Source organism: Corynebacterium sphenisci DSM 44792 (assembly GCF_001941505.1).
Classification (GTDB): domain Bacteria; phylum Actinomycetota; class Actinomycetes; order Mycobacteriales; family Mycobacteriaceae; genus Corynebacterium; species Corynebacterium sphenisci.
Window position 1 is genome coordinate 1,713,956 of sequence record NZ_CP009248.1, and the last position, 19,190, is coordinate 1,733,145.

Sequence of the window (19,190 nt, forward strand, 5' to 3'; positions counted from 1 at the left end):
CGGGCGGCGGGCCGCCGGCGGGATCAGCCGGCGAGGACGTCGTCGACGATGCCCGCGCAGCGCCCGGAGTCCACGGTGGCGCGGACGTCGGCCAGGGCCGCGCCGATCGCCTCGGCGGCCGGGGCCCCGGCGAAGCCGCGGGCGGCGGCGACCGCCCCGGCGGCGTTGAGCAGCACCGCATCCCGGATCGGGCCGGTCTGCTCCCCCGCCCACACCCGGCGGGCCACCTCGGCGTTGTCCGCCGGGGTGCCGCCGCGCAGCGCGTCCAGTCCGGCGCGGGCCATCCCGAAGTCCTCCGGGGCGATCTCCTCGGCGCGCACCGCCCCGTCCTCGACCACGCGCACCGCGGTGGGCCCGGTGACCGTGATCTCGTCCAGGCCGTCGGCGCCGCGCACCACCAGCACCCGCTGCCCGCGGCGCGCGTAGACCCCGGCCATGGTGTCCATCCGGTCGGCGAAGGCGCAGCCGATGAGCCCGGCGGCCGGCTGCGCCGGGTTGGTCAGCGGGCCCAGCAGGTTGAACACGGTGGGCACGCCCAGCCGGGCGCGCACCGGGCCGGCGAAGCGCATCGCCGGGTGGTGCGCCCCGGCGAAGACGAAGGTGAGCCGGAAGTCCGGGTGCCGCGGGGCGCGCAGCCGATCCGCGGTGATGTCCAGGCCGAGGGCCTCGAGCATGTCCGCGCCGCCGGAGCGCGAGGACGCCGCCCGGTTGCCGTGCTTGATCACCGGCACCCCGGTGGCGGCGACCACCACGGCGGCCATGGTGGAGATGTTCACGGTATGCGCCCCGTCGCCGCCGGTGCCGACGATGTCCACCGCCTCGGCGGCCTCGGGGGCGTCCACCGGGGCGGCGAAGGAGAGCATCCCGTCGGCGGCGGCCTCCAGCTCGGCGGCGTTGACGCCCTTGGCCATCAGGCCCAGGGCGAAGGCGCCGATGCGCAGCTCCTCGGCCCGGCCGGACATGATCTCGGCCATGGCGAAGCGCACCTGCGCCGGATCCAGGTCGCGGCCGGCGCCGATCGCGCCGAGCACCCCGATCCAGCGGTTGCGGGTGGCCTCGTCCTCGTGCTCGCTCATGCCGGTGGCTCCTTCGGTGGATTCGGGTCTCTGCCGCCCCGCCGGCGGCGGGGGCACGGGGCGGATGTTACCGGCGCGGGGGTCGCCGCGGGAGCGCGCCCGCGGGGTTCCCCCATGGGCTAAGCTGAGGACAGTCCGCGAGGAAGGTGAGCGCGGCCGCCGCCGGCGGCCGGGGCGCGCCCCGCGGGCGGGCCCGGGGGACGGCCGGCGGGGCTGGCGAGGGCCGGGGACGGGGCGGGGGCCGCGTCGGATGGCGTACCCAAGAAGTTCCCGACACGCCGAAGATTTAGGTTTCCTCTCAGGTTCGGGGAGCCGCGACCTGGGGTTTTGCAGATTTCCTGCCCAGATCGGGGGATCTGACGTGACTCTCCCTTAAGAACAGGCCATACTGTCTTACGTGACGAGCGCAGTTGATAACCAAGGTATGACAGCACCGCGTCGTGCCACGACACTGAACCGGCCGAACATGGTCAGTGTCGGCACGATCGTGTTCCTGTCTCAGGAATTGATGTTCTTCGCCGGCCTGTTCGCGATGTACTTCGTGTCGCGCGCCAACGGGCAGGGCGAGTCGTGGGACTGGGGCACCGGCCACCTCAACGTCCCGTACGCCCTCCTGATCACGGTGATCCTCGTGTCATCGTCGTTCACCGCGCAGTGGGGCGTCTTCGCCGCGGAGAGGGGTGACATCTTCGGGCTCCGCAAGTGGTACGCGTTGACCATCGTGCTCGGCGCCGTGTTCCTCCTCGGGCAGGGCTTCGAGTACTTCACCCTCGTGGGCCACGGCCTGACCATCCAGAACTCCATCTACGGCTCCGTGTTCTTCATCACCACCGGCTTCCACGCCGCGCACGTCCTCGCCGGCGTGCTCGGCTTCGTCGTGGTGCTGATCCGCACGGCCAAGTCCAAGTTCACCCCGGCCCAGGCGACCGCCGCCATCGTCGTGTCCTACTACTGGCACTTCGTCGACGTGGTCTGGATCGGCCTGTTCATCACCATCTACTTCATCCAGTAGGCCGTAGCGGCCGCACCTGACGCGCGGCCTACAGCCCATCGCACTTTCCACGACTTCTCAAAGGAAAATGATGGAAACCCATTACCCCGCAGCGGAGGACCGGACGTCCTCCCCGTCGGCGCGCGCCAAGCGCGGCCGGCGGAAGATGCGCCGCGCCGCCTCCGGCGTGATGGCGCTCGCCCTCGCCCTCACCGGCGCGGGCCTCCTCGCCAACGCGGTCACGCCCGACGCGCAGACCGCCACCGCCCAGTCCGACGAGGCCGCCGCCCTCATCCAGGAGGGCAAGGAGCTCTACGACGTGGCCTGCGTCACCTGCCACGGCGTGAACCTCCAGGGCGTCAAGGACCGCGGCAAGTCCCTCATCGGCGTCGGCGAAGGCGCCGTGTACTTCCAGGTGCACTCCGGCCGGATGCCGATGCTGCGCAACGAGGCGCAGGCCGCCCGCAAGACCCCGCGCTACTCCGATGAGCAGGCGCTGGCCATCGCGGCCTACGTGCAGTCGCACGGCGGCGGCGCCGGCCTGGTCCTCGACGAGGACGGCTCCATCGCGATGGAGTCCCTGCGCGGCAAGAACGCCGGGCCCAACGGCGAGATCGACCCCGCCGACGTGGCCCGCGGCTCCGAGCTGTTCCGCCTGAACTGCGCCTCCTGCCACAACTTCACCGGCCGCGGCGGCGCCCTCTCCGGCGGCAAGTACGCCCCGGTGCTGGACCCGGCCAATGAGCAGGAGATCTACCAGGCCATGCTCACCGGCCCGCAGAACATGCCGAAGTTCTCCGACCGCCAGCTCAGCGCTGACGAGAAGAAGGACATCATCGCCTACATCAAGGCGGCCAAGGAGACCCCCAACCCCGGCGGCTACGGCCTCGCCGGCATCGGGCCGGTCACCGAGGGCCTCTTCATGTGGATTGTCGGTATCGTCGCCCTGATTGCGGCGGCCATGTGGATTGGATCCCGTCGATGAGCAACAACGATTTCAACACCAAGCCCAGCTCCGCGGAGCTGGCGAAGATGAGCAACGAGGAGCTCGCCCGCCTCGGCACCGAGCTCGACGACGTCACCATCGCCTACCGCAAGGAGCGCTTCCCCATCGAGGGCGACCCGGCGGAGAAGCGCGCCGCGCTCGGCGTCGGCATCTGGCTGGCGCTGGCCGTGGTCCTCGGCCTGGCCTTCATCGCGGTCTACCTCTTCTGGCCCTGGCACTACCGCGGCCACGGCCAGGAGGGCATGTGGCTGTACACCTTCCACAACCCGATGCTGGGCGTGACCCTCGGCGGGTCCATCCTCTGCCTGGGCGTCGGCGCGGTGAAGTACACCAAGCGCTTCATCCCCGAGGAGATCTCGGTGCAGCGCCGCCATGACGGCCCCTCCGAGGAGGTGGACCAGAAGACCATCGTGGCCCTGCTCAACGACTCCTGGGAGACCTCCACCCTGGGCCGGCGCAAGGCCATCAAGGGCCTGCTCGGCACCGGCGCGGTGCTCGCCGGGATCGGCCTCATCCTGCCCTTCGGCGGGATGATCAAGAACCCCTGGAAGCCCCGCCACGAGCTGGACATCACCGGCGACGGCACCCTGTGGACCACCGGCTGGACCCTCGTCGAGAAGGGCGAGAAGGTCTACCTGGGCCGGGACACCGGCGCCATCGCCGAGGAGGGCCACCACGGCTACACCACCCGCGGGGTCTCCCGCCTGGTGCGGATGCGCCCGGAGGACCTCTCCGCCGGCGCGATGGAGACCGTGTTCCCGCTGCCCGAGGCCGACGTCAACGACGGCGGCGAGTACGACCCGCAGAAGGACGTCTACGAGGCGCATATGCACTCCATCCACGGCTCCCGCAACGCCGTGATGCTGATCCGCCTGCGCTCGCAGGACGCGGCGCGGGCCACCCTGCGACAGGGCCAGGAGGACTTCCACTACGGCGACTACTTCGCCTACTCGAAGATCTGCACGCACATCGGCTGCCCCACCTCGCTGTACGAGGCGCAGACGAACCGCATCCTCTGCCCGTGCCACCAGTCGCAGTTCGACGCGCTGCACTACGGCAAGCCGGTCTTCGGCCCCGCGGCGCGTGCCCTGCCCGAACTGCCCATCGACGTCGACGAGGACGGGTTCCTCGTGGCCGAGGGCAACTTCATCGAGCCTGTCGGCCCGGCTTTCTGGGAGCGTAAGTCATGAGTAAGAACAACAACCGCCTCGCGCACGCGGCGCGCAACATGGACGAGCGCTACACCATGTCGTCCGGGATGCGCCGCCAGATCAACAAGGTCTTCCCGACGCACTGGTCCTTCCTGCTCGGCGAAATCGCGCTGTACAGCTTCGTCGTGCTGCTGGTCTCGGGCGTCTACCTGACCCTCTTCTTCGACCCGTCGATGACCAAGGTCATCTACGACGGCGCCTACGCGCCGCTCAACGGCGTGGAGATGTCCCGCGCCTACGAGACCGCCCTGCAGATCTCCTTCGAGGTCCGCGGCGGCCTGTTCATCCGCCAGGTCCACCACTGGGCCGCCCTGCTGTTCGCCATCTCGATCATGGCGCACATGTTCCGGATCTTCTTCACCGGCGCCTTCCGCAAGCCGCGCGAGGCGAACTGGGTGATCGGCTGCGTGCTGCTGCTGCTGTCCGTGGCCGAGGGCTTCATGGGCTACTCCCTGCCGGACGACCTGCTCTCCGGCGTGGGCCTGCGGATCATGTCCGCCATCATCATCGGGCTGCCGATCATCGGCACCTGGATGCACTGGATGATGTTCAACGGCGACTTCCCCGGCGACATCATCATCGACCGGCTCTACATCGCCCACGTGCTGCTCATCCCGGCCCTGCTGCTGGGCCTCATCGGCGCGCACCTGGCCCTGGTCTGGTACCAGAAGCACACCCAGTTCCCCGGGCCCGGCCGCACCGAGACCAACGTGGTGGGCATCCGCATCCTGCCGGTGTTCGCGGTGAAGTCCGCGGCCTTCGGCGCCATCACCTTCGGGTTCCTGTTCCTGCTGGCCGGCGTCTTCCAGATCAACGCCATCTGGAACCTGGGCCCGTACAACCCCTCGCAGGTCTCCGCCGGCTCCCAGCCGGACATCTACATGCTCTGGACGGACGGCGCCGCCCGCGTCATGCCGGCCTGGGAGATCTACCTGGGCAACTACACCATCCCGGCCGTGTTCTGGGTGGCCCTGCTGTGCGGTGTGCTGGTCGCGCTGCTCATCAGCTACCCCTGGATCGAGCAGAAGATGACGGGCGACACCGCCCACCACAACCTGCTGCAGCGGCCCCGCGACGTGCCGGTGCGCTCCGCGCTCGGCGCCGCCGCGCTGGTGTTCTACACCCTGCTGACCCTCTCCGGCGGCAACGACCTGATCGCCTACCACTTCCAGATCTCGCTGAACGCGATGACCTGGATCGGCCGCATCGGGCTCATCATCCTGCCGCCCATCGCCTACTTCGTGACCTACCGGATCTGCATCGGCCTGCAGCGCGCCGACCGGGCGGTCCTGGAGCACGGCATCGAGACCGGCGTCATCAACCAGCTGCCCTCCGGTGAGTTCATCGAGGTCCACCAGCCGCTCGGCCCGGTGGACGAGCACGGCCACGCGATCCCCCTGGAGTACCAGGGCGCGTACGTGCCGAAGCAGATGAACGAGCTGGGCGCGGCCGGCCGCCCGGGCCGCGGCGGGTTCTTCCGCCCGGATCCGGAGCACATCGCCGCCGAGGCGGCCCGCATCGAGCACGAGAACCACGCGCAGCAGGCGCAGATGTTCCGCGACCTCGAGGCGCGCAATGCCGAGGCCGAGGCCCGGAAGGCCCTCGAGGACTGACCCGGGCCCGCGGTGCACCCACCGCAATTGCGCTCAGCGGCCGCCCCGCCCCGTCGGAAGACGGGGCGGGGCGGCCGCCTTTTTCGCGCCCCTCCCCTCCCCCGCCGGAACCGGCCCCGGCCGCGCGCGACGCGCCCGGCCCAGGCGGCCGCGGCGGCCGGCGCCCGGCGCCGGGACTGCGCCCGTCCGGGGGTATGATCGGCATGTTCCGCGGCGGGGCCCGCACCCGCCGCACCCAGCCCGGACAGCCCCCGAACCGGGGCCGATGAGGAGGAGGCGCAGCAGCCATGGCGGACCCCACCCTGCCGCCGATCGACGCCTCGGCGACCCAGCTGAGCGCCAACGGGGTCAGCTTCGACTACGAGGCCACCCCGGTGCTGCGGGAGGTCGATCTCACCCTCTCCGCCGGCGATGTGCTCGGCCTGGTCGGCGACAACGGCGCCGGCAAGTCCACCCTGCTGTGGATCCTCTCCGGCCGGCGCAAGCCCACCTCCGGCCGCGTCACCCACATCGGGGTGCGCGCCCTGGGCTCCCAGGAGCTGCAGGCCCCCTTCGACTCCACCGGGCGGATGCTGGTGGAGGAGGCCCTGGGCCCGGCCCGGCGCCGGCTGGCCGCCCTGGAGGCCGCCGCGGAGGCGATGGCCAGCGAGGACCCGGAGGCCGCGGCGGCCGCCGAGGAGGACTACAACCGGCACTTCGCCGACGTGGTCGCCCACGACGACTGGAACGCCGAGCACAACGCCGAGGTGGTGCTCGACCACCTGGGGCTCATCAAGGACGGGCCCGAGGGCCCGCTGCTGGACCAGCTCACCGTGGAGATGTCCGGGGGCCAGCGGGCGCTGCTCGGCCTGGCCCTGACCCTCATCCGGCGCCCGGAGATCCTGCTGCTCGACGAGCCGACGAACCACCTCGACGACCGGGGCCGGGAGCTCATCATCCGCACCATCCGGGAGCATCCCGGGGTGGTGGTGCTGGCCACCCACGATCGGGACTTCCTGGACGAGACCTGCACCCATATCGGCGATCTCATCCCGGGCCGGCCGGGGATCGGCATCTTCCGCGGCAACTGGACCGAGTACGACCGGCACCGCCGCCATGAGCGCGCCCTGTGGGAGCACCGCTGGCGCACCGAGACCCATGAGAAGGCCCGGCTGGAGAAGGCCATCGACACCGGGGCCCGGGAGGTCTCCCCGGGGCGGGCGCGCACCGACAACGACAAGATCTCCTACAACCAGGCCGGGGCCCGGGTGGAGCGCCAGATCGCCCGCCGGGTCCGCGCCGCCCGCTCCCGCCTGGAGGAGCTGGAGGCCGAGGGGGTGGCCAAACCGCCGGCGCTGCTCGGCTTCGACGCGCCCCTGACCCGGCCGCCGTCGACGAAGCGGGCGCCCTCCGGCAGCGAGGACGACTTCCACCTGAAGCTGCGCGGGGTGGTGGTGCCGGACCGGATCCGGGTCGGCTCGCTGACCATCCGGCCCGGGGACACCGTGGTGGTCACCGGCCCGAATGGGGCCGGCAAGTCCACGCTGCTGTCCGTGCTCGCCGGGGAGCTGGCCCCGGAGTCCGGGGAGGCCCGGATCGGCCAGGGCGCCCGGGTGGCGATGCTGCGCCAGGAGCAGCGCTGGGCGGATCCGCGCAAGAGCGCCAACCAGCTCTTCGAGGAGCTGCACGACGGGGGCGTGGAGCTCGAGGATCTGGGGCTGCTCTCCCCCGAGGACGCGGACCGGCCGGTGGGGGATCTCTCCGTGGGCCAGCAGCGCCGGGTGGCCCTGGCCCTGGTGGTCGCCGATCCGCCGGAGGTGCTGATCCTCGACGAGCCGACGAACCACCTGAGCGTGGACCTCATCGAGGAGGTCCAGGACGCCATCGAGGCCACCGAGGGCACCGTCATCGTGGTCACCCACGATCGGCGGATGGTGCAGCGCCTGGAGGCCCGCCATCTGGTCGTGGAGGCCGGCGAGGTCACCGAGCTGCCCCGGGGCCGCAGGCCGGTCGAATTCGCCTGAGCGCACCGCCCGGCGCCCCCGCGGGCCCCTCCCCCCGGCCCGACGCCGCCGGCGGCCCCGGGACCGGCCGTCCGCCCCCGGCTCACCGGCCGCCGGCGGCGTCGGGCGCGGGCCCGGGCATGCGGAAACCCCGCCACCGGAAGGCCAGGTGGCGGGGTGCGCCCCGCGCGCCCGTGGGGCGCGGCGGGCGGGGTCGCGGGCCCCGGCCGGGGGAAGGCCGGGCCGGGGGCCGCGGGGAGTCGCTAGTGCTTCTCCGGCGGGACGTAGTACTGGGTGTTCAGCTTGGTGCCGCTGACGATGAGCACCACCGCGCCGAGCACGATGACCCAGTAGTTCATGAAGGCGATCCCGTAGCCCATCAGCACGATGCCCAGGGTCATCACGAAGGGCCAGATGGAGCTGGCGGAGAAGAAGCCCAGGGTCCCGGCGCCGTCGGCGACCTCCGCCTCCTCGAAGTCGGAGGGGGCGATGTCGGTGCGCACCTCGGTGAAGTGCAGGTAGGCGCCGAGGAACAGGCAGAGCAGGGTGCCCAGGGCGAGGCCGGTGGCGCCGGCCCACTCGAGGCGGCCCTGGCTCTCGGTGATGATGTTGCCCGTGTCCTGGACGTAGATGGTGGAGAGGATGTAGACCACGGTCGCGGTGAACATGAACACCGTGAGCCCGTAGAACAGCTTGGCGGCGGACTTCATTGTCGTGCCCTTCCTATGGTTCGGTGCCCTAGTTCCGGGCGTTCAGGTCGACGGTGTTGGCGGAGTGGTCGTCGACGTCGCGGGTGTCGACGCGGCCCGGGTTGAAGGGGCTGGTGGACACGGCGTAGGCGTCCTCGCCGATGTGGGCCAGCGCCTCGGCGTTGGTGGCGTCCGGGTTCGCGCGGCGGAACTCGAGGTACTTGGTGAAGTCCTCGCGGGAGACCGCGCGGATCTCGAAGTTCATCATCGCGTGGTAGGTGCCGCACATCTCGGCGCAGCGGCCGACGAAGGCGTGCTTGACCTTGTCGGAGGGGTTCACGTGGCGCCGGTTGGCGACCTTGTCGGACTCGATGGCCTCGATCTGGAACTTCCGCTGGGCCTTGTTCTCGTCCGGGTGCGGGAACACGTCGCGCTTGAAGAGGAACTCCGGGACCCAGAAGGAGTGGGCCACGTCCGCGGAGGCGACGTCAAACTCGATGGCGGTGTCCAGCGGGAGCACCAGCACCGGCACCTCGTTGGTGGTGCCCAGGGTCTCGATCTCGTTGAAGTGCAGGTAGGAGACGTCCGACTTGGACTGGCCGTGGATCGGGAACTCCTTCTGGGTGCGGGTCTCGCCGGCCGGGACGTGGCCGTGCTCGCCGGTGAAGAAGACCTCCGGGTCATCGGAGGGGATCCGGCCGTCGTACTCGGTGCCGCCGGCCAGGTCGGCGGAGACGTTGGCGTAGCCGAACTTCCAGTTCCACTGGAAGGCGGTCACGTCGACGGTGACCTCCGGCTCCTTGTCCATCGCGGTGACCTTGTCCTGCGCCTGGACGGTGAAGAAGAACATCGCCATGACGATGAGGATCGGCACCGCGGTGAGCACGAGCTCCAGGGGCACGTTGTAGGCGGTCTGCCGGGGGAACTCGCCCTTGCCGGCCTTCTCCGCCTTCTTCGCGGTGAAGTTGATCATCGAGAAGATGGTGATGCCCCAGACGATGATGCCGATGGTCCAGGCGGCGACCCAGGTCCACACCCAGAAGTTGCCCATGGCCTGGGACTCCGGGGTGACGCCCTCGGGCCAGCCGAAGCGGATCAGCCGGAACAGCCCGTTGTCCGGGGGGTTGACATCGCAGCCCGTCAGCAGGGTGGCGCCTGCGGCGAGGGACCCGAGGACGCCAGCCTTGCGGGCGACCCCGTTCTTCCTGAGGTGATTCACGTGTGTCTGCCTTCCTGATCCACACAAGTTCCTGTGAGCCCGTCCGGGCCGGGGCCCGGGACGAGGTTCAGTCTTACCCATGAAGAGTAGCCCATTCCTGTGAATTCTCCACAACGGCTGGCCCGCATGGGGTGCTGCCAAGTATAACCCCGCTGATAAAAGCCTGAGAGAATCCCCCCGCCCCCGCGCGTCGACGGGGGTGTGAGTTCGCCCACACCAACCGCCGCCCCCGGGGTCCGCCCAGGTTCCGGGCCCGCCCGCGCCCGGCGCCCGGCGCCGGCGGCCGCGGGATGCGGGTGCGGCGGAGGCGCCCGACTAGGGTGGACGGGAATCGACCCCCTCCCCGACCCCGGAAAGGTGACCGCCCGAGATGTGTGGCCTCCTCGGCATCCTCACCGGCGACGGCGACGCCGCCGCCCTCACCCCCGCCGTCGAACGCGCCCTGCCCTGCATGCGGCACCGCGGCCCCGACGCCGCCGGCACCTGGTGCGACGATGACGTCGTCTTCGGCTTCAACCGCCTTTCCATCATCGACCTGGAGCACAGCCACCAGCCGCTGACCTGGGGCCCGGCCGATGACCCGGAGCGCTACGCGATGACCTTCAACGGGGAGATCTACAACTACCCCGAGCTGCGCGCCGAACTCGCCGGGGCCGGCTACGAGTTCCGCACCGAGGGCGACGGGGAGCCGATCCTGGTCGGCTACCACCACTGGGGGGAGGCCGTGCTGGAGAAGCTGCGCGGCATGTTCGCGATCGCGATCTGGGACACCCGCACCCGCCGGCTCTTCCTCGCCCGGGACCGCTTCGGCATCAAGCCGCTGTTCTACGCCACCACCGGCGCCGGCACCGCCTTCGCCTCGGAGAAGAAGTCCATCCTGGAGATGGCCCCCGAGCTCGGCCTGGACGCGGCGGACCTGGACCGCCGGGCCCTGGTGCACTACACCGATCTGCAGTACGTCCCGGAGCCGGAGACCCTGCACGCCGGGATCCGGCGGCTCGAGTCCGGCTGCCACGCCACCCTCGCCCCCGGCGGGGAGGTCACCCAGGTGCGCTGGTTCGACCCGGCCTTCCCCATCGAGCCGGTGCCCGCCGGCGGCGAGCAGGCCGTGTTCGACCGGATCGCCGCGGTGCTGGAGGACTCGGTGGCCAAGCACATGCGCGCCGACGTCACCGTGGGCAGCTTCCTCTCCGGGGGCATCGACTCCACCGCGATCGCCGCCCTGGCCAAGCGGCACAACCCCGATCTGCTGACCTTCACCACCGGTTTCGAGCGGGAGGGCTTCTCCGAGGTCGACGTCGCCGCCGAATCCGCCGCCGCGATCGGGGTGGAGCACATCGTCAAGGTGGTCTCCCCCGAGGAGTTCGCCGGGGCGATCCCGAAGATCATCTGGTACCTCGACGACCCCGTGGCCGACCCGGCCCTGGTGCCGCTGTACTTCGTCGCCGCCGAGGCCCGCAAGCACGTCAAGGTGGTGCTCTCCGGGGAGGGCGCCGACGAGCTCTTCGGCGGCTACACCATCTACAAGGAGCCGCTGTCGCTGCGCCCCTTCGAGCGGCTGCCCGCGGCGGCGCTGCGCGGGCTGGGCGCCCTGGGCCGGGCGCTGCCGGAGGGGATGCGCGGCAAATCCCTGCTGCTGCGCGGCTCCACGCCCCTGGAGCGGCGCTACTACGGCAACGCCCGCTCCTTCACCTTCGAGCAGCTGCGCGAGGTGCTGCCCTGGGCCCCGCGGGAATGGGACCACGGCGAGGTCACCGCGCCCATCTACGCCCGCTCCGCGGACATGGACCCGGTCACCCGGATGCAGCACCTGGACCTGTTCACCTGGCTGCGCGGGGACATCCTGGTCAAGGCGGACAAGATCACCATGGCCAACTCCCTGGAGCTGCGGGTGCCCTTCCTGGACCGGGAGGTCTTCGAGGTGGCGCAGACCCTGCCGGTGGACATGCGCATCGCGCACGGCACCACCAAGTACGCGCTGCGCCGGGCGATGGAGCAGATCGTGCCGGAGCACGTGATCAACCGTCGCAAGCTCGGCTTCCCGGTGCCGATCCGGCACTGGCTGGCCGGCGATGAGCTGCACGACTGGGCGCGCGGCGTCATCGACGAGTCCGGCACCGGGGACCTCATCGACAAGGCCGCGGTGCGCCGGATGCTCGCCGAGCACCACCCCACCCGCAACGACAACTCCCGCCGACTGTGGACCGTGCTGGCCTTCATGATCTGGCACGGCATCTTCATCGAGGACCGGATCCGCCCCGAGATCGAGCAGCGGGACTACCCGGTCCGGCTCTAGGCCCGCGGCCGGCCCCGGACGCGCAAAGGGCGCGGCACCCGCCGGATCCCCCGATCCGGCGGGCGCCGCGCCCTTCGCCCGCTCCCCCGCGCCCGCCACGGGCGCGGGGCGGCGGCGGTCGCCTAGTTGAAGGAGTCGCCGCAGGCGCAGGAGCCGGTGGCGTTGGGGTTGTCGATGGTGAAGCCCTGCTGCTCGATGGTGTCGGCGAAGTCGATGGTGGCGCCCATCAGGTAGGGGGCGGACTGCCGGTCGACGACGAGCCGGACGCCGTCGAAGATCTCGGCGAGGTCGCCGTCGAGCTCGCGATCGTCGAAGTAGAGCTGGTAGCGCAGGCCGGCGCAGCCGCCCGGGGCGACGGAGATGCGCAGGGACAGGTCCCCGGCGTCCTCCTGGGCGAGCAGGGCCTTCGCCTTCGCGGCGGCGGCCTCGGTCAGGGTCACGCCGGTGGTCTGTGCGGTGGTCATGCGGGTGGTCCTCCTGGGGGTCGTTCAACCGCGCGCCGGCTGCTCCGGCCGCGGTGGACGGGCCGGGCCGCCTGGTCCGGTGCCGTCGTATCCCGAAAGGGTACACCGACGCGCCGCGGCGCACAGCCCCCCGCCGCGGCCGCGGCGGGCATCACTTAGGCTGGTGGCCGTGAAACTGCCCTGGAGGAACGAAGAGCACGACGCCGACGCCGCCGGCGCCCGCCCGGCCGGCGACCCCGACCAGCGCCCCGCCGAGGATCGCCCCGGCGGGGGCGGGCGCGGCCGGGGCAAGGCCTACACCCCGAAGAAGGGCCGGCCGACGCCGAAGCGCAAGGAGGTCGAGCGCGCCCAGGGCATCCGGCGCGGCCCCGTCGAGCCGCCGATGACCGCCAAGGAGGCCCGGGCCCGGCGCAAGGCGGAGAAGGCCACCATGAGCAAGGCGGAGCTGAAGGCCAAGCGGGCCCGGGAGCGCGCCGAACGCCGGGAGGCCCGCCGGATCGCCGATGAGCGGATGGCCGCCGGCGACGAACGCTACCTGCTGCCCCGGGACCAGGGCCCGGAGCGGGCCCTGGTGCGCGACTACGTCGACTCCCGCCGCTTCGTGGCGAACATCTTCCTGCCCTTCGCCCTGGTGCTGCTGCTGGTGATGCTGCTCGGGCAGGCCTTCCCCACCCTGGCGAACATCATCTCCCTGATCTCGATGGGCCTGCTGGTGCTGCTCTTCGTGGAGGGCATCCTGATCGGGCGCAACGCCAACAAGCTGGTCCGGGAGCGGTTCCCGAAGTTCACCGGCACCGGGTTCGGGCTGGGCTTCTACGCCTACTCCCGGGCCTCCCAGCCGCGCCGGCTGCGCACCCCGCGGCCGCGGGTGGACGTCGGCGCCGAGGTCTAGGCCCCCGATGCGCACGCTCGTGCTCGGCGGGGCCCGCTCGGGCAAATCCGCCTGGGCCGAGCGGCTGCTCGCCGACCCCGGCCCCGGCGCCGCCGCCCCGGTGCACTACCTGGCCACCGCCCGGCCCCGGCCGGGCGAGGCCGGCTTCGACGCCGACTTCGCCGAGCGGATCGCCGCGCACCGGGCCCGCCGCCCCGCGCACTGGGTGACCGTGCCGGCCGCCGACGCCCCGGCGGCGCTGGCCGGGCTCGCCGACCGCGACCCCGCCCCGCCGGCGCTGCTCGACGACGCCGGCACCTGGCTCACCGGGGTGCTCGACGAGGACCGCCTGTGGGAGGCCCCGCGCGGCTGCACCGCCGCCGCCGCGGACCGGCTGCTCGCCGCCGTCGCGGCCTGGCCGGGCCCGGCGGAGCTGGTGCTGGTCTCCCCGGAGACCGGGCTGGGGGTCATCCCCGGGCACCGCTCCGGCCGGCTGTTCCGCGATGAGCTCGGGGTGCTCAACGCCCGGCTCGCGGAGGTCTGCGACCGGGTCGTCCTGGTGGTCGCGGGGCTGCCCCTGGCGCTGAAGGGTGCGTTACCCTCGAGCCCATGACGCACGAGAGCTTCGCCCCGGTCACCGCCCCCGACGAGGCGGCCGCGGCGGCCGCCCGGGAGCGGCACCTGACCCTGACCAAGCCGCCCGGGTCCCTGGGCCGGCTGGAGGAGCTGGGGGTGTGGCTGGCCGCCTGCCAGGGGGAGGTGCCGCCGCGGGCCCTGGAGGATGTGCGGGTGGTGGTCTTCGCCGGCGATCACGGGGTCGTCGCCTCCGGGGTGTCCGCCTACCCGGCGGAGGTCAGCGGCCAGATGTTCGCCAACATCGTCGCCGGCGGCGCCGCGGTCAACGCGATCGCGCGCGCCCAGGGGGCGAGCGTCGTCGCCGCGGACATCAGCCTGGACCGCGAGGTCGACGAGGCCGAGGCGCCCTACCGGGTGCGCCGGGGCTGCGGGGCCATCGACCGGGAGGACGCGATGACCGAGGCCGAGGTCGCCCGGGCCCTGGCGGTGGGCCGCCGGCTCGCCGACGAGGCGGTGGACTCCGGGGCGCAGCTGCTCATCGCCGGGGACATGGGCATCGGCAACACCACCCCGGCGGCGGCGATCATCGGCGCCATGGTCGGCGCAGAGCCGGTGGCGGTGGTCGGCCGCGGCACCGGGGTCGACGACGAGGGCTGGAAGCGCAAGACCGCCGCGATCCGGGACGCGATGTTCCGGGCCCGGGGGCTGCGCGGGGAGCCGATGGAGCTGCTGCGCCGGATCGCCTCCCCGGATCTGGCGGCGATGGCGGCCTTCCTCGCCCAGGCCGCGGTGCGGCGCACCCCGGCGCTGCTGGACGGGGTGGTGGTCACCGCCGCGGCGCTGGCCGCCGAGGAGCTGGCGCCGGGCGCACGGGCCTGGTGGGCCGCCGGGCACCGCTCCGCCGAACCGGCGCACGCCCTGGCCCTGGCGCAGCTGGGCCTGGAGCCGCTGCTGGACTACGGGATGCGCCTGGGCGAGGGCTCCGGGGCGGTGGCGGCGCTGCCGATGCTGCAGTCGGCCACCGCGGTGCTGCGCGACATGGCCACCTTCGACGACGCCGGGGTCTCCGGCCGGGCGGACTAGCCGGTGTCCGGCAAGGCCGGGCCGCACCCGCCCGGCGGCCCCGGCGCCGCGGCGGGCGAGGGCCATGGCCCGGCCCTCGCCGAGGGCCTCGGCACCGCGCTGAACTGGCTGACCGTGCTGCCGGTGCCCGGGGCGCGGACCTTCGACCGGGTCACCGGCCGCCGCGCCATCGCGGCGCTGCCGGTGGTGGGCCTGGTGGTGGGCCTGGTCCAGGCCGCGGTGCTGCTGGCGGTGACCGGCCTCGCCGGGACCGGGACCGCCCGGGCGGGGCTCCTCGCCGCCCTGGCGGGGCTGCTCGCGGTGGCCGCCGCCGAGGCGCTCACCCGGGGCATGCACCTCGACGGGCTGGCCGATGTCGCCGATGCGCTGGGCTCCTACGCGCCCCCGGCGCGGGCCCGGGAGATCCTCGCCGACCCCGCTACCGGGCCGATGGCGCTCGGCGCGGTGGCGCTGACCCTGCCCCTGCACGCCGCCGGCCTGGCCGCGCTCGCCGCGCAGCAGCCCGCCGGCGGGGGCGCCGGGGGGCTCGCCGCCGCCGCGGCGCCGCTGGCGCTGCCGGCGGTGCTGTCCCGGGCGGCGGCGATGACCGCCTGCCGCCGGGGCTGGCCGGCGGCCGGGGCGACCGGCTTCGGCGCCCTGGTCGCCGGCACCCAGCCGGCCTGGTCGCTGCTGGCCTGGTGGGCGGTGCTGGCCGCCGCCGCCTACGCGGCCGCCGGCGCCGCGGGCCTGGCCGCCGCCGGGATCGCCGCGGCCGGCGCGCTGGCGCTGGGCCGGCATGCGCTGCGCCGGCTCGGTGGGGTCGGCGGCGACGTGCTCGGCGCGATCATCGAGCTGAGCGCCGCCGCGGTCGCGGTGACCCTGGCGCTGGCCGCCTGAGCGGGGTGGGCACCTCCCCCCCCCTGAGCTGGGGTTTCCCCGTCCCCGGAGCACCCGGGGGTAACGGTGGTACCCCCGCGGCGGGGGATTATTCGGAAACCCTTGACCGCCCCATGCGCCGCCCCTACAGTGAGTGGTGCACCGCCGATGAGGCGGAGTCGGAGACCACTCCGGGGCTCGCCCGAATAATCGAGCGTCGTCCGTTTGCCGGGGCGCCACGCACGAGCCAACCCAGTGGACTCCGCACGAAGATGCGCTCCGTGGCCCATGGCCATGGGGCGCATCGCCGTTCGCGCCCCCCTCCCCCGCCCCGGCGGCGGGCGCCGGGGGCGGGCATGCGCCGGCCCCCGCCGGGGGCCGCGGCTGCCGCGGGCCCGGCGGGGGCCGGTGGGGGTGCCGGGGCGGGCTACTCGGCGGGCACCAGCCGGCGCACCCAGCCGTGCACGTCCTCGACATCGCCGTGCTGGATGCCGGTGAGCCGCTCCCGCAGCCGCATGGTCCACTCGCCGGTGGCCGCGCCGTTGATCTCGAAGCGGCCCTCGCGGTGCGCCACGGTGCCCACCGGGGTGATCACCGCCGCGGTACCGCAGGCGAAGGCCTCGCTCATCGCCCCGGAGGCGGCGTCGTTCACCCAGTCCGCGGTGGACACCCGTTTCTCCGCCACGGTCAGGCCCATGTCCGCGGCGACGGTGAGCAGGCTGTCCCGGGTGATCCCGGGCAGCAGGGACCCGGACAGCGCCGGGGTGACCAGGGTGATCCCGGACGGGTCGGCGCCCTCGCCGTAGATGAAGGCCAGGTTCATCCCGCCCATCTCCTCGATCCAGGTGCGCTCGATGGCGTCGAGCCACACCACCTGGTCGCAGCCGTGCTGCTCCGCCTCGGCCTGGGCGGCCAGGGAGGCGGCGTAGTTGCCGGCGAACTTCGCGTCCCCGGTGCCGCCCGGGCAGGCCCGGACGTACTCGTGGGACAGCCACACCGTCACCGGGTCGATCCCCCCGGAGAAGTACGCCCCGGCGGGGCTGGCCATGAGGATGAAGGTGTAGTTCAGCGAGGGGTGCACGCCCAGGGTGCGCTCGGTGGCGAACATCACCGGCCGCAGGTAGAGCGACTCCTCCCCGCCGGCGGCCGGCACCCAGTCCCGGTCGATGTCCACCAGCAGCCGCACCGCCTCCAGGAACACCTCCTCGGGCAGCTCCGGCATCGCGATCCGGGCCGCGGAGCGCTGGAAGCGGCGGGCGTTCTGCTCCGGGCGGAAGGTGACGATGGAGCCGTCGGCGTGCCGGTAGGCCTTGAGGCCCTCGAAGATGGACTGCCCGTAGTGCAGCACCGAGGACGCCGGGTCCATGGTCAGCGGCCCGTAGGCCTCCACCCGGGCGTCATGCCAGCCGCGATCGACGTCCCAGTCGATCCGCACCATGTGATCGGTGAAATGCCGGCCGAAGCCGGGATCGGCGAGGATCGCCTCGCGTTCGGCCGCCGAATGCGGTGCGGGGTTGGGTCGGATGTCGAAGTCGAGTGCAGCCATGCTCCAGCATTCTAGTCCCCGGCGCCGGCGGCCGGACCGCGATGGGGCCGGTACGGTGGGGTGGTCCGTTCGAGAGAAGGCCCCGGCGACGGCGGCTCGGCCGCGCCGGGGCCGTGTCGGCCGGGGCCCGGGCGGGCCCCGGCGGGAGGTGCAGACCATGACCGATGCCGATACCGGCGCCGCGGGCGCCCAGTACCCCAATGCCGAGGTGCTCGCGCACCTGCTGCCGGCGGTGGGCCGCCGGGTGCGCCTGGCCGGCGCCGCGGCCGCCCCGGCGGAGGCCGACACCCTGGTGGTGGCGGTGCTCGACGGCGAGGAGGGCCTGGAACTGGTGGCCGACGGGGCCCTGGGCGGGGCCGCCGAGGAGGTGCTGCGCGGGCTGCAGGCCGTGGGCGCGAAGGGCGCCCTGGAGCGCACCACCCGGATCCCCGCCCCGGCGGGGCTGGACGTGGACTCGATCATCGCCGTCGGCCTGGGCGCCGAGGACCCCGACGCCGACGCGGTGCGCCGCGCCGCCGGGGCGGCGGTGCGCGCCGCCACCGGGGCGACGCACATCGCCAGCGCCCTGGGCGCCCTCGACCCCGCCGCCGCCCTGGAGGGCGCCGGCCTGGGCGGCTACGCCTACGCCGGGCGCAAGGCCGAGGCCGGCACCGCCGCCGAGGAGCTCACCGTCACCGTGCTCGGCGCCGGGGAGCCGGCGGTGGACCGGGCCGCCGCGGTGGTGGACGCGGTGTGCACCGCCCGGGACCTGGTGAACACCGACTCCGCGGCCCTGCACCCGGGCGCGCTCGCCGAGGCCGCCGCGGCCCTGGCCGCCGACGCCGGGCTGGCCGCCGAGGTGCTCGGCCCCGAGGAGCTCGCCGCCGGCGGCTACGGGGGGCTGCTCGCCGTCGGCGGCGGCTCGGCCCGCGGGCCCCGGCTGGTGCGGCTGCACCACCACGGCGGCGCCGGGGCCGCCGCCCGCGTCGGCCTGGTCGGCAAGGGCGTGACCTTCGACACCGGCGGGATCTCGCTGAAGCCGGGGGCGAACATGGAGAACATGATCTCCGACATGGGCGGGGCGGCGGCGGTCATCGCGACCGTCGTGCTCGCCGCCCGGCTGGGCCTGGGCCTCGACGTCACCGCCACGGTGCCGATGGCGGAGAACATGCCCGACGGCCGCTCCTACCGCCCCGGCGACGTGATCACCCAGTACGGGGGCACCACCGTGGAGGTGCTCAACACCGACGCGGAGGGCCGGCTGATCCTCGCCGACGCGCTGGTGCGCGCCGCGGAGGACGAGCCCGACTACCTGCTGGACACCGCCACCCTCACCGGGGCGCAGCTGGTCGCCCTCGGCGGGCGCACCCCCGGGGTGCTCGGCGACGGGGGCTTCCGGGACCGGGTCGCGGAGCTCTCCCGGGCGGTCGGCGAGGGCGGCTGGGCGATGCCCATGCCCGCCGAGCTCGCCGAGGGCCTGGACTCGCCGGTGGCGGATCTGCGCAATATCGGCGCCAACCGGGAGGGCGGGATGAGCGTGGCCGCCTCCTTCCTGCGCCGCTTCGTGCCGGAGGCCCCGGAGGGCCCCCGGTGGGCGCACCTGGACGTCGCCGGCCCGGCGTACAACACCCACGCCGCCTGGGGCTGCACCCCGACGCGGGCCACCGGGGTGCCGGTGCGCACCCTGCTCGCGGTGCTGGAGGACATCGCCGGCTAGACCGGCGCCCGGCCCC

The 19,190-nt window shown here is 73.4% G+C and carries 16 protein-coding genes; 11 read left to right on the forward strand and 5 right to left on the reverse strand.

All coding sequences use genetic code 11. The annotated features are described in order from the left end of the window. Positions 1-23: 23 nt before the first annotated feature. On the reverse strand, positions 24-1,076 hold the full coding sequence (gene trpD / locus CSPHI_RS07790) for an anthranilate phosphoribosyltransferase (protein WP_075692271.1): 1,053 nt from the start codon (positions 1,074-1,076) through the stop codon (positions 24-26). Positions 1,077-1,473: 397 nt separating this feature from the next. On the opposite strand from trpD, the gene ctaE reads away from it, so the two are divergent. The 5 genes from ctaE (at position 1,474) to CSPHI_RS07815 (ending at position 7,900) form a co-directional block, all read left to right on the forward strand. After that, on the forward strand, positions 1,474-2,088 hold the full coding sequence (ctaE, locus tag CSPHI_RS07795; RefSeq protein WP_157118508.1) for an aa3-type cytochrome oxidase subunit III: 615 nt from the start codon (positions 1,474-1,476) through the stop codon (positions 2,086-2,088). Between the two features lie 67 nt (positions 2,089-2,155). Continuing rightward, a complete protein-coding gene (gene qcrC / locus CSPHI_RS07800) occupies positions 2,156-3,052 on the forward strand; it encodes a cytochrome bc1 complex diheme cytochrome c subunit (RefSeq protein WP_075692275.1) in 897 nt (298 codons plus the stop codon). Next, a complete protein-coding gene (gene qcrA / locus CSPHI_RS07805; RefSeq protein WP_075692277.1) occupies positions 3,049-4,263 on the forward strand; it encodes a cytochrome bc1 complex Rieske iron-sulfur subunit in 1,215 nt (404 codons plus the stop codon). The genes qcrC and qcrA overlap by 4 nt, the downstream gene beginning before the upstream one ends. Continuing rightward, positions 4,260-5,897: a cytochrome bc1 complex cytochrome b subunit gene (qcrB, locus tag CSPHI_RS07810; RefSeq protein WP_075692279.1), complete on the forward strand. Its 1,638-nt coding sequence runs from the start codon at positions 4,260-4,262 to the stop codon at positions 5,895-5,897. Before qcrA ends, qcrB begins: the two co-directional genes overlap by 4 nt. Positions 5,898-6,184: 287 nt before the next feature. Next, the gene (locus CSPHI_RS07815; RefSeq protein ID WP_084210310.1) at positions 6,185-7,900 is read left to right on the forward strand and encodes an ABC-F family ATP-binding cassette domain-containing protein; all 1,716 of its coding nucleotides are present in this window, start codon (positions 6,185-6,187) and stop codon (positions 7,898-7,900) included. 242 nt (positions 7,901-8,142) lie between these two features. Here CSPHI_RS07815 and ctaF read toward each other — a convergent pair whose 3' ends face one another. Next, on the reverse strand, positions 8,143-8,589 hold the full coding sequence (gene ctaF / locus CSPHI_RS07820) for an aa3-type cytochrome oxidase subunit IV (protein WP_075692281.1): 447 nt from the start codon (positions 8,587-8,589) through the stop codon (positions 8,143-8,145). A 28-nt stretch (positions 8,590-8,617) separates the two neighbouring features. Next, a complete protein-coding gene (gene ctaC / locus CSPHI_RS07825) occupies positions 8,618-9,787 on the reverse strand; it encodes an aa3-type cytochrome oxidase subunit II (RefSeq protein ID WP_075692283.1) in 1,170 nt (389 codons plus the stop codon). A 370-nt stretch (positions 9,788-10,157) separates the two neighbouring features. Here ctaC and asnB point away from each other — a divergent pair, with 370 nt between their 5' ends. Continuing rightward, positions 10,158-12,083, forward strand: a complete 1,926-nt coding sequence (gene asnB, locus CSPHI_RS07830; protein ID WP_075692285.1) for an asparagine synthase (glutamine-hydrolyzing) — start codon at positions 10,158-10,160, stop codon at positions 12,081-12,083. A gap of 122 nt (positions 12,084-12,205) precedes the next feature. Here asnB and CSPHI_RS07835 read toward each other — a convergent pair whose 3' ends face one another. Next, positions 12,206-12,547: a HesB/IscA family protein gene (locus CSPHI_RS07835; RefSeq protein ID WP_075692286.1), complete on the reverse strand. Its 342-nt coding sequence runs from the start codon at positions 12,545-12,547 to the stop codon at positions 12,206-12,208. Positions 12,548-12,716: 169 nt separating this feature from the next. Between CSPHI_RS07835 and CSPHI_RS07840 the strand changes: the two genes are divergently transcribed. Genes CSPHI_RS07840 through CSPHI_RS07855 form a run of 4 tightly spaced genes read left to right on the forward strand, consistent with a single transcriptional unit; the run spans position 12,717 to position 15,953 of the window. Then, entirely contained in the window at positions 12,717-13,439 is a 723-nt protein-coding gene (locus CSPHI_RS07840) for a DUF3043 domain-containing protein (RefSeq protein WP_075692288.1), read from the forward strand. Positions 13,440-13,446: 7 nt separating this feature from the next. Continuing rightward, on the forward strand, positions 13,447-14,031 hold the full coding sequence (locus CSPHI_RS07845) for a bifunctional adenosylcobinamide kinase/adenosylcobinamide-phosphate guanylyltransferase (RefSeq protein ID WP_075692290.1): 585 nt from the start codon (positions 13,447-13,449) through the stop codon (positions 14,029-14,031). Continuing rightward, positions 14,028-15,077 (forward strand): nicotinate-nucleotide--dimethylbenzimidazole phosphoribosyltransferase, encoded by a 1,050-nt coding sequence (cobT, locus tag CSPHI_RS07850; protein WP_075692291.1) that lies wholly within the window; start codon positions 14,028-14,030, stop codon positions 15,075-15,077. Before CSPHI_RS07845 ends, cobT begins: the two co-directional genes overlap by 4 nt. A 3-nt stretch (positions 15,078-15,080) precedes the next feature. Beyond that, positions 15,081-15,953, forward strand: coding sequence for an adenosylcobinamide-GDP ribazoletransferase (locus CSPHI_RS07855; protein WP_075692293.1), 873 nt, complete (start codon positions 15,081-15,083; stop codon positions 15,951-15,953). Between the two features lie 406 nt (positions 15,954-16,359). Here the strand turns inward: CSPHI_RS07855 and CSPHI_RS07860 are convergent, their stop codons facing one another. Further along, positions 16,360-17,478: a branched-chain amino acid aminotransferase gene (locus tag CSPHI_RS07860; protein ID WP_075692295.1), complete on the reverse strand. Its 1,119-nt coding sequence runs from the start codon at positions 17,476-17,478 to the stop codon at positions 16,360-16,362. A gap of 157 nt (positions 17,479-17,635) precedes the next feature. On the opposite strand from CSPHI_RS07860, the gene CSPHI_RS07865 reads away from it, so the two are divergent. Further along, on the forward strand, positions 17,636-19,174 hold the full coding sequence (locus CSPHI_RS07865; protein WP_075692297.1) for a leucyl aminopeptidase: 1,539 nt from the start codon (positions 17,636-17,638) through the stop codon (positions 19,172-19,174). The last annotated feature ends 16 nt before the right edge of the window (positions 19,175-19,190 follow it).